The sequence below is a fragment of the Bradyrhizobium sp. IC3123 genome (assembly GCF_020193625.1).
GTDB lineage: Bacteria > Pseudomonadota > Alphaproteobacteria > Rhizobiales > Xanthobacteraceae > Bradyrhizobium > Bradyrhizobium yuanmingense.
In genome coordinates this window covers 181,940-194,488 of record NZ_JADYVF010000001.1, presented here as the reverse complement: position 1 = coordinate 194,488, position 12,549 = coordinate 181,940, and the positions used below count along the sequence as shown (strand labels likewise).

Annotated in this window: 12 protein-coding genes and 2 tRNA genes; 6 read left to right on the top strand and 8 right to left on the bottom strand. The window is 65.5% G+C overall.

Annotated features, from left to right (window positions below; translation table 11 throughout):
- Positions 1–121 precede the first annotated feature (121 nt).
- Positions 122–409, bottom strand: a complete 288-nt coding sequence (locus I6F20_RS01035; RefSeq protein ID WP_036015394.1) for an usg protein — start codon at positions 407–409, stop codon at positions 122–124.
- A gap of 379 nt (positions 410–788) precedes the next feature.
- On the opposite strand from I6F20_RS01035, the gene I6F20_RS01030 reads away from it, so the two are divergent.
- Positions 789–1,103 carry a co-chaperone GroES gene (locus tag I6F20_RS01030; RefSeq protein ID WP_008563030.1) on the top strand — a complete coding sequence of 105 codons (315 nt, stop codon included), beginning with the start codon at positions 789–791 and terminating at the stop codon, positions 1,101–1,103.
- Positions 1,104–1,150: 47 nt separating this feature from the next.
- Positions 1,151–2,791 carry a chaperonin GroEL gene (gene groL, locus I6F20_RS01025; RefSeq protein ID WP_057029537.1) on the top strand — a complete coding sequence of 547 codons (1,641 nt, stop codon included), beginning with the start codon at positions 1,151–1,153 and terminating at the stop codon, positions 2,789–2,791.
- Positions 2,792–3,027: 236 nt separating this feature from the next.
- Here the strand turns inward: groL and I6F20_RS01020 are convergent, their stop codons facing one another.
- The 6 genes from I6F20_RS01020 to I6F20_RS00995 form a co-directional block, all read right to left on the bottom strand.
- Entirely contained in the window at positions 3,028–3,315 is a 288-nt protein-coding gene (locus I6F20_RS01020; protein WP_225124790.1) for a GIY-YIG nuclease family protein, read from the bottom strand.
- 69 nt (positions 3,316–3,384) lie between these two features.
- On the bottom strand, positions 3,385–4,128 hold the full coding sequence (gene lepB, locus I6F20_RS01015; protein ID WP_225124788.1) for a signal peptidase I: 744 nt from the start codon (positions 4,126–4,128) through the stop codon (positions 3,385–3,387).
- Positions 4,129–4,288: 160 nt separating this feature from the next.
- Positions 4,289–5,452: a slipin family protein gene (locus I6F20_RS01010; RefSeq protein ID WP_225124786.1), complete on the bottom strand. Its 1,164-nt coding sequence runs from the start codon at positions 5,450–5,452 to the stop codon at positions 4,289–4,291.
- A gap of 338 nt (positions 5,453–5,790) precedes the next feature.
- Positions 5,791–5,856: transfer RNA gene (locus tag I6F20_RS01005), tRNA-Lys, on the bottom strand.
- A 4-nt stretch (positions 5,857–5,860) separates the two neighbouring features.
- Positions 5,861–5,930 (bottom strand) — tRNA-Phe (locus I6F20_RS01000).
- Between the two features lie 196 nt (positions 5,931–6,126).
- Positions 6,127–6,966 (bottom strand): LysR family transcriptional regulator, encoded by an 840-nt coding sequence (locus I6F20_RS00995; RefSeq protein WP_225124785.1) that lies wholly within the window; start codon positions 6,964–6,966, stop codon positions 6,127–6,129.
- Positions 6,967–7,094: 128 nt separating this feature from the next.
- Here I6F20_RS00995 and I6F20_RS00990 point away from each other — a divergent pair, with 128 nt between their 5' ends.
- Together I6F20_RS00990 and I6F20_RS00985 are read left to right on the top strand one after the other, a co-directional pair.
- Positions 7,095–7,688, top strand: coding sequence for a cysteine hydrolase family protein (locus I6F20_RS00990; RefSeq protein WP_036012801.1), 594 nt, complete (start codon positions 7,095–7,097; stop codon positions 7,686–7,688).
- 13 nt (positions 7,689–7,701) lie between these two features.
- A complete protein-coding gene (locus I6F20_RS00985; protein WP_225114395.1) occupies positions 7,702–8,331 on the top strand; it encodes a glutathione binding-like protein in 630 nt (209 codons plus the stop codon).
- Positions 8,332–8,338: 7 nt separating this feature from the next.
- Here I6F20_RS00985 and I6F20_RS00980 read toward each other — a convergent pair whose 3' ends face one another.
- Positions 8,339–9,418, bottom strand: a complete 1,080-nt coding sequence (locus I6F20_RS00980; RefSeq protein ID WP_225124784.1) for a tlde1 domain-containing protein — start codon at positions 9,416–9,418, stop codon at positions 8,339–8,341.
- 658 nt (positions 9,419–10,076) lie between these two features.
- Here I6F20_RS00980 and I6F20_RS00975 point away from each other — a divergent pair.
- On the top strand, positions 10,077–10,601 hold the full coding sequence (locus I6F20_RS00975; protein WP_036043640.1) for a FecR domain-containing protein: 525 nt from the start codon (positions 10,077–10,079) through the stop codon (positions 10,599–10,601).
- Between the two features lie 56 nt (positions 10,602–10,657).
- Entirely contained in the window at positions 10,658–12,547 is a 1,890-nt protein-coding gene (locus I6F20_RS00970; protein ID WP_225124783.1) for a CHASE2 domain-containing protein, read from the top strand.
- The last annotated feature ends 2 nt before the right edge of the window (positions 12,548–12,549 follow it).

The following is a 12,549-nucleotide window of genomic DNA, read 5'->3' as shown; positions in this document are numbered from 1 at the left end:
GTAGGGTGGATTAGCCGAAGGCGTAATCCACCATTTCTGTTTCGGCACGCGGAGAGAAACGAGGTGGATTACGCCAGCGGCAGCGCGTCGCGCCGCCGCAGGCTAATCCACCCTTGCGGCCTCAATGCAGGCGGAACACGCCGTCAACGGCGCGGAGCTCGGCCGGCTTGATCAGCTTGGAATGGGCCACCGTCACCGAATGGAGGGGACCGTCGAGCTTCTCCTGCCAGAACGCCAGGAAATCGGTCAGCGCGGGGAATTTCGGAAACATGTCGTAGTTCTGCCAGACATAGGTCTGGAGCAGCGAGGGATGATCCGGCATCCGATAGAGAATTTGTGCCGTCGTCAGCCCGTAGCCCAGCATCTGTTTCCGGAATTCCTCGGAAACGCCCCCAACGCGCAGTCCCATGCCAAACCTCCTTTGCAGGAGCGCATTCGGCGAGTGGCTTGGTCCGTGCCCCGGGGAGCCACCCGGAAACGATGCGCTCACAGACGAGAAATGTGACGCAAACTGACAACTCATCTCAAGCCCAAAAGTTTAACAAGCTGTTGAAATTCAATGCTTTAGCAGCAGAGACGACTCCGTGCTAATACGGTCACGGCTGCCCGGTTAACGATGGCGAGGGGTTTCTGGCAGTCCGCGCTTTCGGCTGCTAATTTTTCTGCTACAAACCCTTGCTCCCGCAAAATTCCTGTCCTATTTCAGGCTCGCTCGTGCTAGCACTCACGGGCAACGACTGCTAACAATCTCCAAATTCTCAACACGTGCAATTGCTTAGGAGGACTGCATGAAATTCCGTCCGCTTCACGACCGCGTCGTGGTCAAGCGCATCGACGCAGAAGAGAAGACCGCTGGCGGCATCATCATTCCCGACACTGCCAAGGAAAAGCCCTCCCAGGGCGAAGTCGTCGCCGTTGGCCCCGGTGGCCGCGACGAAGCTGGCAAGCTGATCCCGATCGACCTGAAGGTCGGCGACCGCGTGCTGTTCGGCAAGTGGTCCGGCACCGAGGTCAAGATCGACGGCCAGGACCTGCTGATCATGAAGGAGAGCGACGTGATGGGCGTTCTCGAAGTCACCGAGTCCAAGAAGAAGGCGGCTTAAGAGCCCCTCTCCTCCCTCCAGTCAAACTCACCTAAGGAAAACTCCAGATGGCAGCCAAAGAAGTCAAATTCTCGGTTGAAGCGCGCGACAAGATGCTGCGCGGCGTCGACGTTCTCGCCAATGCGGTGAAGGTCACGCTCGGTCCGAAGGGCCGCAACGTTGTGCTCGACAAGTCGTTCGGCGCTCCCCGCATCACCAAGGACGGCGTCACCGTCGCCAAGGAGATCGAGCTCGACGACAAGTTCGAGAACATGGGCGCGCAGATGGTGCGCGAAGTCGCCTCCAAGTCCGCTGACGCGGCCGGCGACGGCACCACCACCGCCACCGTGCTCGCCCAGGCGATCGTGAAGGAAGGCGCCAAGTCGGTCGCCGCCGGCATGAACCCGATGGACCTCAAGCGCGGCATCGACCTCGCGGTCGAAGCCGTCGTGGCCGACCTCGAGAAGAACTCGAAGAAGGTCACCTCGAACGACGAGATCGCCCAGGTCGGCACCATCTCGGCCAACGGCGATGCCGAAATCGGCAAGTTCCTCGCCGACGCCATGAAGAAGGTCGGCAACGAGGGCGTCATCACCGTCGAGGAAGCCAAGTCGCTCGAGACCGAGCTCGACGTGGTCGAGGGCATGCAGTTCGACCGCGGCTACATCTCGCCCTACTTCGTCACCAACGCCGACAAGATGCGCGTTGAGATGGACGATGCCTACATCCTCATCAACGAGAAGAAGCTCTCCTCGCTGAACGAGCTGCTGCCGCTGCTCGAGGCCGTGGTGCAGACCGGCAAGCCGCTGGTCATCGTCGCCGAGGACGTCGAAGGCGAAGCGCTTGCGACCCTCGTCGTGAACCGCCTGCGCGGCGGCCTCAAGGTCGCGGCCGTCAAGGCTCCGGGCTTCGGCGATCGCCGCAAGGCCATGCTGCAGGACATCGCGATCCTGACCGGCGGCCAGGCGATCTCGGAAGACCTCGGCATCAAGCTCGAGAACGTCACGCTCAACATGCTCGGTCGCGCCAAGAAGGTGATGATCGACAAGGAGAACACCACGATCGTCAACGGCGCCGGCAAGAAGGCCGACATCGAGGCGCGCGTGGCGCAGATCAAGGCGCAGATCGAGGAGACCACCTCGGACTACGACCGTGAGAAGCTCCAGGAGCGTCTCGCCAAGCTCGCGGGCGGCGTCGCGGTGATCCGCGTCGGCGGCGCGACCGAGGTCGAGGTGAAGGAGCGCAAGGATCGCGTTGATGACGCGATGCATGCGACCCGCGCGGCCGTGGAAGAAGGCATCGTCCCGGGCGGCGGCGTCGCCCTGCTCCGTGCCTCCGAGCAGCTCAAGGGTCTGCGCACCAAGAACGACGACCAGAAGACCGGCGTCGAGATCGTGCGCAAGGCGCTGTCGGCCCCCGCTCGCCAGATCGCGATCAACGCCGGTGAAGACGGCTCGGTGATCGTCGGCAAGATCCTGGAGAACAAGGCCTACAATTACGGCTTCGACTCCCAGACCGGCGAATATGCCGACCTCGTCAAGAAGGGCATCATCGACCCGACCAAGGTGGTCCGCACCGCGATTCAGAACGCTGCCTCCGTGGCTGCGCTCCTGATCACCACGGAAGCCATGGTCGCCGAGCTGCCGAAGAAGGGCGGCGCCGGCCCGGCGATGCCCCCGGGCGGGGGCATGGGCGGCATGGACTTCTGATCCAGCCGTTCAGGCAAACGACGAAATGCGAAACCCCGGCAGCGATGCCGGGGTTTTTGTTTTGGGGAGCACGTCATTCCGGAGCGCGCCCCTCTTGGGCGCGAGCCCGGAATCCATAACCACGAAACTCACGGGCGACGGGCATAGCGGGCCCACTCCATCTGGCTGTGATTGTGGATTCCGGGCTCGCGCCCAAGGGGGCGCGCCCCGGAATTACAAGGAGTGCAGGATGAACCTTATTTGGTCAGCCCCGGATAGAGATCATCCCAATTTGGGTTCTGCTCCTCGATGAGACGCGTCTTCCAGTCACGTCGCCATTTCTTGAGCTCCTTCTCGCGGGCAATGGCGCTCACGGCATCGTCGTAGATTTCGAACAAGACGAGCTTGTCGATGCCGTACTTGCTCGTGAAGCCGGGGACGGTCTTCGTTCTGTGCTGATACACGCGGCGCACCAGGTCGTTGGTCACGCCGATGTAGAGCGTGCCGTGTTTCTTGCTCGCAAGGATGTAGACATAGTAGGCCATTCCCGTCCGCCTGTGATTATGGATTCCGGGCTCGGCGCTGCGCGCCGCCCCGGAATGACGGAGCAAGCCTTACTCCACCTTCCCGAGCCGCTCGAAACGCGGCTCGCCGTCTTCATCCAGCGACCAGAAGATCCGCGTCACCTTGCCGATGAGATTGTCCATCGGGACGAAGCCGAATGTCGACATGCGGCTGTCGGTGGAATTGTCGCGGTTGTCGCCGAGCACGAAGATGTGGCCCGGCGGCACGGTGAAGACGTCTGTGTTGTCGAGATAGCCGTTGTCGAGGCAGTCGTAGGTCACATAGGACGCGCCGCTCGGCAGCGTCTCGCGCCAGCGCTTGACGGCGGCGCGGTCGTCGACACCGCAGGCGTCGCCGGCAAATGTCGCCTCCAGGGCGACGCGGGTCACCGGGCGGCCGTTGAGGATGAGCCGGCCCTGCCGCATCTGGATGCGGTCTCCGGGCAGGCCGACGACGCGTTTGACGTAGTCGGCAGAACTGTCCTTCGCCGTCCGGAATACCACGATATCCCCGTATTCGGGATCGGCGGCGAGGATGCGGCCCGAGATCCAGGACGACGCGAATGGGAGGGAATAGCGGCCATACCCGTAAGCGTATTTCGCGGCGAAGACGTAGTCGCCGACCATCAGCGCCGGTGTCATCGAACCGGACGGAATGTTGAACGGCTGATACAGAACGAAGCGAAACAGGATCACCGGCGACCACAGCACCGGGATCATGAGGATCAGGACGACGATCGCCTTCCAGTCGCTGGATCGTGCCGCGGGGCGGATCGATTCCTGAAGAACGGTCATGGGCCTTCCCTGATCAAGACGTTGCGGCCCCAAGATGACGCAACCTGCGAGCGCGCTCAATCCCCGACGAGCTCAAATTGGTCGCGCTGCGCGCCGATCGCGTTCATCGCAGACGGCGGCAACGCCAATGTGAAGGGCCGCCCGTGGGCGGCCCTTCGGTTCATGCGCTCTCGGGCGCCTTCAGACGCACGAGCCGGGTCAGGAGGGCATCGAGGCCCTGGCCTTCACCGGCATGGAGGTCGATGCGGCCGACCTTCTCGACCAGCCGCTCCAGCGACTCCAGCTCCTTGAGCCGAAGCAGCAGGGGGTTCTCCTCCATCAGGCGGGCAGTGTTCAGGAGCGAACGCGTCGCCGCGGTCTCCTCCTGCCGGCGGATCAGGTTCGCCTTCGCGACCCGCTCCGCCTCCACCACCTTGTTCACCAGCTCCCGGATCTCGCCGGGCAGGATCACGTCCTTGACGCCGAGCTCGGTCACCTCCACGCCGGACTCTGCGACGCGTGCACGCACATAGTCGCGCAGCTCCGCATCCAGCACCGCCTTCGCAGACAGCACCTCGTCCAGCGTCCGGCCCGCCACCGCCTCGCGGATCGCGAACTGCACCAGGCGGTACAGCCACGCATCCACGTCGGGCACGGTCGCCACCGTGCGCTCGGGATCGACGATGCGGCGGAACGCCGTCAGCGTCACCCGCAGCGCGATGCGATCCTTGGTCAGCATCTCCTGCGCGGTGATCTCGACCGCCTGGGGCCGCAGGTCGAGGCGCTTCACCTCGATCTTGCGGCCGACGGTCCAGAAGGCGTGCCGGCCGGGCGCGAGCCGCTCCACGAGCCGGCCCTCGACATAGAGCAGGCCCGCTTCGTGGTTCTCGACCACAGTCTCGCTCATGACGGTCGAGCGGCTGCGCTCGATCATGGTGAGGTGCCGCGCGTCGACCCTGACGTCGCTGGACACATCGATGCGCTCGACATCGATGCGCGTTGCGACCTTCCAGTAGACGCGCACCTGCCAAGGCGTCATCAGATGCACGGGCCGGCCGTCGAGGCTGACGATGGCGATCTCGTCCGCCTTGGTCTCGACCGCCTCGAACAGCTCGGCGGCAAGGTCAGGCCGCGCGGCCTTCAGCACTGCGTAGCGCTCCGCAGGAAATTCGCTGCGGACCACGTCGAGCACCTCGACCTTCAGCTCGTGCAGGGGATCGAACAGGCGATGCTTGCCGGGCGCGAGCACGCGCACGAGCTGCCCGTTGCGCGTCAGCAACGCACGCTCGCCATCCTTCACCGTCACGTTCAGCATCAGCAAATGCCAAGTCTTGTTCAAAGTCATGGCACGCCTCCTTCAGTTGCCTCCGGCCGAGCGCGGCCGGATAGCGGGTTACACCTGCAAAGGACGTGAGGACGCGGACGACGCTTCCCGCGAAATCGGCGGGCCGGGGCTTGAGCTTGCATGACGACGGGCGCACGCGCGCGATCGCGCGAGACGTGTCGCGCGGCCGTGCGGAGCCACCCGGCATCAGCGCAAGCGGTATCTACCCGCGGCGCAAAGCCGGTCTCACAGTGTCTAGGTTCGGACGGAAAGCCTTGCGGCAAAACGGCCGGACCGCGACTGAAGCGCGCGTCCGGTCCTCGTCAGAGGTATCAGCGTTTCACGCTGAGACGGAGCGCTGGAGCGGGATTCGAACCCGCGACCCGATGAGTAAAAGTCATCTGCTCTACCAAACTGAGCTATCCTTTGTGCAAGAGACCGGAATCGAACCGATGCCTTCGGGTGTTCAACCCGACGCTCTCCATGAGCTACGTCCTGCGTTTCTCCTTCATTCGGCGGAACACGAAACCGGCAAGACCCGGCCCGCGCCAGTCGGGATCTCAGCGAGCCCGAACCCATGGCCTAGCGAAGGACGGCGCTAATAGACCAGGCACGTTCGGGTTGCAAGGGGGCGGGTGAAGTTTTTTCGTCGCAGCGTGCGCAGCGTGGCGCGATGATCGCGGCGATATGCGGCATCATTTGCGCGCACTGTCCTGGAAGCACGCCCTCACCCACGCGATCGTCACGCGTGTCGCGGGATCGCGCTTGAGGTGGTTCTGCACGAGCAGCCAGACGTCGCGGCGCTTCGGCAGCAGGGTGGCGCGCAGGCTGCGGTCGGCGAGCAGGGGTGCGCAGCTGTGCTCGGGCAGCACGCCGATGGCCAGATGCGACTGGATCATGGTGCGGATGATGCGGATATTGTCGGTGATGCAGCGCATGTTGGTCAGCCGCTTCGCACGTAAGAACTGCGCTTCCGGGATCGCGTCGAGCTCGTCCGGATAGACGCACGCAACGGGCTCGCGGCCGCCGCGGTCCGCGGGCTCGAAGAAGTACAGCCTGACGTCGCCGAGCTTGGAGATGGTGAAGTCCCCCTTCTCCGGCTTGCGCAGGCGGATGGCGAGATCGGCCTGCCAGCGCGAGAACTTGACGTTGCCGCTCGCGGTGAGGAATTGCAGCGTCAGCCCCGGATGATCGCGCAGGAAGCTGCTCGCATGCGGCGCCAGCAGCTCCTCGGCGACCGCATTTGTCGAGGCGATGCGCAGCCGCCCGACCGGGCCGGCCTGGCCCTCCTTGATGCGGTCGATCGCCGCCGCATGCGCGGCCATCGCACCGACATGCGCGAGCACCGCCTCGCACTGGCGCGTCGGCCGCCGCACGCCGTCCACCGCATCGAACAGCTTCACGCCGAGATCGCGCTGGATGCGCGCAAGCCTGCGGCCGACGGTGGTCTCGTCGATGCGCAGCCGCGCGCTGGCGCCGGCATAGGTGCCCTCGTCCCTGACCGCGGCGATGATGCGCAGATCGTCCCAATTCATCGGGGCGAGCCTAGCAGGCGCCGCACGCTACCTGCAAATTCGCAGCCATCAGCTGCAATAGTCCTGCACAATGGCAGGCTGCTGCTGCGCTAGTGTCGAAGCATCCGAATTCACGAAAGCCTGACGGCATGACCGCTCCAAAGACGCTGCTCGAACTCGCCGGCGCCGATCTCGATCCGCCCAAGCTCAACGAGACATGCCTCGTTCTGATCGACATCCAGAACGAATATTGCGCCGGCCCCATCGCCCTGCCCGAGGCGCAAGCGGCGATCGCCGCGGCTGCGCGCCTGCTCGCGCGCGCACGGGAGAGCGGAGCTGCGATCTTCCACGTCGCGCACAAGGGCCGCGCCGGCGGCCTGTTCGACCGCGAGGCGGCGCGCGGCGCGATCGTCGAACGCCTGACGCCACTCGCGACCGAGCCCGTGATCGAGAAGGCGCTGCCGAATGCCTTCGCCGGCACCGACCTGCAGGCCCGGCTGGCCGCGACCGGACGCAAGAACATCGTGCTCGCAGGGTTCATGACGCATATGTGCGTGTCTTCGACCGCGCGCGCCGCGCTCGATCTCGGCCTGCGCACGACGATCGCGGCCGACGCCTGCGCCACCCGCGATCTTCCCGATGGGCGCGGCGGCACGCTGCCGGCGAGAATCGTTCACGAGGTCGCTCTGGCCGAATTGTCCGACCGCTTCGCGATCATCGCGCAGAGCGACGTGCTGACCTGAGGAGACCTTCCCGATGCTGCAGCTCTACTTCTTTCCGATGGCCTGCTCGCTCTCGAGCCACATCGCGTTGCTGGAGGCCGGAATCGAGGCGCAGTATCACCTCGCCCATATCTGGACCAAGCGGCTCGTGGACGACGGCCGCGACTTCCGTGAGGTGTCACCGAAGGGCGCGGTGCCGGTCCTGGTGCTGGAGAACGGCGAGCGGCTGACGGAAAGCGCAGCGGTGCTGCAATACATCGCCGATGTGAAGCCGGAGGCACGCCTTGCGCCGCGGCCCGGCGACATCGATCGTTATCGCCTGCAGGAATGGCTGAGCTTCGTCGGCGCCGAGATCCACAAGGCGTTCCTGTTTCCAACCTTCTGGTACAAGGACGACGGCTCGCTGGCCAAGCCGCGCGCGAGGATCATGCAGACATTGTCGGTGCCGGCAGCGCATCTGGCGGGCCGCGAATTCCTCGTCGGCGACGCCTTCACCGTGGCCGATGCCCATCTCACCTGGACCTTGCTTCTGCTCCGTCCGGCAGGGATCGACATCGCGCAATGGCCACCGCTCGCGGCCTATCTCGAACGCATGCAGGCCCGCCCCGCGGTCCGGCGCGCGATCGCGACCGAGATGGCGCTGCGCAAGACCGTTGCGGCCTGAGCTCGCCTCACTGCACCCGCGCCAGCACCGCGAGCTTGCGGATGCCCTTGTTGCGGTAGGCGTCGAGGAACGCGTAATAGTCCTTGAACGACACGCAGCCGTTGGAATCGCCGCCCGGCCCGAGCATGAAGGTGTGGGCGAGCAGGCCGTCGCGGCCATAGATCGCGCTCTCGCCGCCGATCGGGGTGAGGCGCAGCGCCGGCACGCCGTGGAACAGCGCCTCGCGCGGCTTCAGCGTGTAGATGTGCGGCGGCGTCACGCCGCGCATGCGCAGGCGGCGGGAGTCCGGATCGTCGCGATTGGCGCCAAGGCCGGAATGCGCCTCGAGCCTGGTGCCGTCGGGCAGATACACCATCTTGGCCGTGATGTCGTAGACCGCGGTGTCCCGCTCATAAGGCGGAGCGCCGCCGAACATCGGGTTCTGCTCCTTCGGGGCGATGGACGCAGTGATGCTGGCATCGGCCGAGGCGTAGGCGAGCAGCCCGCCGGACGCTTCGCGCTTGCCCCACAGCTTTTCCACCATCGCCTGGCGCGGAGCGGTGATCGACATCACCGCGGCCTTGGCGCGATCGGCAAAGGATTTTTGCTTGGCTTCAGGCGCCGGCACGATCTCGGCCGGGTCGGCCGAGGCGAGTTGCAGCTGGGCAGCCGGCGCGCGCTTGGTCTTGTCCGCGGCGTTGTCGGCGCCCTTGGCCGCCGGCTTCAGCGCCTCCGCGACCTTCGCGATCACGCCCTGCTTCGGGGCGTCTTTGGCCACCGCAACGACCTGCGCCGGGGGTGCGGCGCTTGTGGCATTCGACGGCACGCCCTGCGTTGCGGCCGCGGCAAAGCGCTCGTTGAACATCTCGCGCGAGATCGGAGCTGCGACCTGGAGGCGGTCGGGCAGCAGCGCGAAGGTTTCCTTGATGGCCTCGCCGGCCTCGCGCAGCGCCACCTTGGGCGCGCGCTTGATCACCGGCTCGTCGTAGCCGCTGCTGCCGACGGTCGGATAGACGCTCGCGCCGAAGATGTTGCTGTGGATGGTCCAGCCGGCGCCCACCACGGCGCAGCCGATCGCCGCGGCGCCAAGCCAATTGATCGTGATCATTTTCCGGGAAGATTTCCGCGAATTATTCTTCGAGAAATTCTTGGACTTCCGTGCCGCGTTACTCTGCGCAGCGATACTCGTACTCATTCGCCTTGCGTCCAGGACGGTGTCACTCTGTCCCCCTTCGAAGTGCCGCTGGTCACGATCCGGGAACAGCATCTCGCAGAGGGTCGGAGCGTCATTAAGGCGACTTTTAGTTAAATGCGGATTAAGTTCGGGCGGATCTGCGGCGACTCGTTAACGCTGTCCCGTTTTGAGAAAAACGCCCGCAGAACTACGGACTTAGTCGGGTCTGTTAACTATAATTCTCGGCCGGTTCAGCAGGCTCTGCGGACGTCTGCGGCCACATCCATGACGCACTTGAGAACGTCATTTTCGTGGCCCTCCACTGCCCCCGAACGTAACGCGCCAGCGTTGCGCGAGGCTGGTGGGCGACGCGTCGGATTGGGCCTCGTCGGCCGCGCGACAACGGTGCATGCTCATGACGCGCCGGGCACCGCGGCACGGCGCCGTGATTGAAAGTTGATCGCCTCGGTTCTGGACATCGCGGGTGCGAGAAAATAGCTCCCACCTCGGCACTTTTCAGCAGCCTCTGCGCGTGATACGGTACCGTATCATCCTGCCCTGAGCTGTGCCGAGCACGCAAACGGAGGCTGGCATGAGAGGGATTGCGCGCGCGGGGTTTTTCGCCCTGGCGGGGTCGTTTCTGTTGATCGGATCTGCGACTGCGCAGCCTGCGGCGAATGCGGGCTGCACGGCATCGCCGTCGGCTGCCGGGACGCAGACCTGGCGCTGCGACAACGGCATCACCATCGTTGCGGAAAACGGCGCCAGATTTGAACTTAAGGACGCCAACCGCGACGGACATATAGACTCCGTGGAGTTGAGCAGCAAAGCGCTGCTGATCGAGGTGCCCAAGAAGCCGCGCGGCAATCCCTTCAAGGTGCTGACGCCGCAAGCGATTGCCGCAGTACGCGGCACGAAATGGGCGGTCGATGTCGCCGACACCAAGACTTCCGTGTTCGTCGCAGACGGCCGGGTCGGCGTGAGCCGCAGGGCTCGTGGACGCGGCGTCGTGCTTGGACCCGGGGAAGGCGTCGATGTCGAGCCAACCGGCCCGTTGACGGTCAAGACCTGGGGCCAGCCGCGCGTCGACGCGCTCATGGCCAGACTCGGGCAATGAGCCGGGGCCGGCAAGGCCCGGCCCATGAGATTTGGATTATACGATTGCAAGACCGCATGCGCAGCCGACGCGTTCAGATCCTGGTGGCACTCGTCCTCACCGCGCTGTGGGGCGCGGGCATCTATGCCACGCACGCCCACGGCCATCTGCGCTTCCTGGACCGCCTCGAAGCCACGTTGACGGATTGGCGGACGCAGGCGCGCGGCGTGCGGCGTCCGCCGGATTTCGTCACCATCGTTGCGATCGACGACACGGTGGTGAAGCGCGGCGGCACCTATCCACTGCCGCGCGCCGATCTTGCCCGCGTGGTCGATACCATCGTGCAGTTTAAGCCGAAGGTCGTGGCGATCGACCTGCTGCTGGTCGACCGCAGCGCCGCGATCGGCGATGCGACGCTGGCCAACACATTGGCCACCGGCCGCATGGTGCTCGCCGCCGCCGCGATCTTCCCCTCGGCCAGCGAAACCGTGTCACCCAGCAGCGAAGGTCCGCTGGCCGTGCTGCCGGAGGCCGAGCGCTTCCTGCAGCCATTGCCCGCATTCGCCGATCACGCCGAGGTCGGCATCGTCAACGTCGCGACCGGGCAATCGGGCTCGCCGCTCTCGGTGCCGATGCTGTTCCGGACCCGCGACAAGGTCGAGCTGTCGTTTCCGTTGCGCGTTGCGGCGCGCGCGCTCGACGAGCCGCTGACCGTCGCGCCGGGCCATCTCATGCTCGGCGATCGCGTGGTGCCGACCGACAGCAATCTGGCATTGCCGATCACCTATTACGGCCCGCGCCGCACCATCCGTACCGTCAGCGCACAGAGCATCTTCGACGGCACGCTCGATCGCGCGGCCATCGAGAACCGGATCGTCGTGATCGGCGCCTCCGTCGCCGGCGGCGGCGACTTCTATCCGACGCCGTTCGATTCCCTGATGCCCGGCGTCGAGGTGGTCTCGACCGCAATCACGCATCTCGTCGCCGGCGACGCCATCCTGCGTGACCACCGCGTCCGCATTGCCGACGCGCTCACGGCGATCCTGCTGCCGGTGCTGCTGGTCGGCCTGCTCGCCTGGCGGCGCATCGCACTCGGCACCATGGCGGCGGCCGCGGTGATGATCGCCTGGGCCGGGCTCAACCTGTTCGCGTTCACGCACGGCGTCTGGCTGAACGCCGCGACCACGCTCGCCGCCGCCGTGCCGCCGGTTGCGGTCTTTGCCGGCGTGCAGCTGTGGGCCGGAGGCCGCCGCACGCAATATTTCGCCGCTAAGAGCAGGTCGCTTGCGCAATTCCAGGCTCCGGCGCTGCGGGATTGGCTCTCGCGAGATCCGAACTTCCTGTCGAAGCCGGTGCGGCAGGATGCAGCCGTGGTGTTCGTCGATCTCTCCGGTTTCACCGGTTTGAGCGAGCGGATCGATCCGGACGAGCTCACGGATATTCTGAAGGCGTTTCATGCGCTGATCGACCGGATCGCGATCGATTGCGGCGGCATGATCACGGGCTTTCTCGGCGACGGCGCCATGATCCTGTTCGGGCTGCCGCGCGCCATGCCCGACGATTCGGCGCGCGCGCTGAAATGCGCGGTCGATCTGCATCGCGGCCTCGCACGCTGGATCGCCTCGCTTCCGCCGGCGATCGCGGGTCAGCTCGGCTACAAGATCGGCGCGCATTGCGGCCCGATCGTCGCCTCGCGACTCGGCGAAAGCCATCAGCACATCACGGCGACGGGCGACACCGTCAACGTCGCAAGCCGGCTGATGGAGATTGCCGCCCAGAACGATGCGCGCCTTGCGCTGAGCGACACGCTGCTGGATGCGGCCGACTTCCAGGGCGCGCCCGACGGTGTTCTGTCCGGCCCCCTGCTCGCCCGGGTCCGCGGCCGTTCCGGCGTCGTGACCGTCTGGTTCTGGCGCGATCGCGATGGGCCGGGGCAGGATGCTGACAAGGCCGAGATGATTGATTAAGG

Bases quoted from the DNA above. Each gene is read 5' to 3' on its own strand.
- I6F20_RS01035 (WP_036015394.1), bottom strand. From the start codon at position 409: ATGGGACTGCGCGTTGGGGGCGTTTCCGAGGAATTCCGGAAACAGATG.
- I6F20_RS01030 (WP_008563030.1), top strand. From the start codon at position 789: ATGAAATTCCGTCCGCTTCACGACCGCGTCGTGGTCAAGCGCATCGAC.
- groL (WP_057029537.1), top strand. From the start codon at position 1,151: ATGGCAGCCAAAGAAGTCAAATTCTCGGTTGAAGCGCGCGACAAGATG.
- I6F20_RS01020 (WP_225124790.1), bottom strand. From the start codon at position 3,315: ATGGCCTACTATGTCTACATCCTTGCGAGCAAGAAACACGGCACGCTC.
- lepB (WP_225124788.1), bottom strand. From the start codon at position 4,128: ATGACCGTTCTTCAGGAATCGATCCGCCCCGCGGCACGATCCAGCGAC.
- I6F20_RS01010 (WP_225124786.1), bottom strand. From the start codon at position 5,452: ATGACTTTGAACAAGACTTGGCATTTGCTGATGCTGAACGTGACGGTG.
- I6F20_RS00995 (WP_225124785.1), bottom strand. From the start codon at position 6,966: ATGAATTGGGACGATCTGCGCATCATCGCCGCGGTCAGGGACGAGGGC.
- I6F20_RS00990 (WP_036012801.1), top strand. From the start codon at position 7,095: ATGACCGCTCCAAAGACGCTGCTCGAACTCGCCGGCGCCGATCTCGAT.
- I6F20_RS00985 (WP_225114395.1), top strand. From the start codon at position 7,702: ATGCTGCAGCTCTACTTCTTTCCGATGGCCTGCTCGCTCTCGAGCCAC.
- I6F20_RS00980 (WP_225124784.1), bottom strand. From the start codon at position 9,418: ATGATCACGATCAATTGGCTTGGCGCCGCGGCGATCGGCTGCGCCGTG.
- I6F20_RS00975 (WP_036043640.1), top strand. From the start codon at position 10,077: ATGAGAGGGATTGCGCGCGCGGGGTTTTTCGCCCTGGCGGGGTCGTTT.
- I6F20_RS00970 (WP_225124783.1), top strand. From the start codon at position 10,658: ATGCGCAGCCGACGCGTTCAGATCCTGGTGGCACTCGTCCTCACCGCG.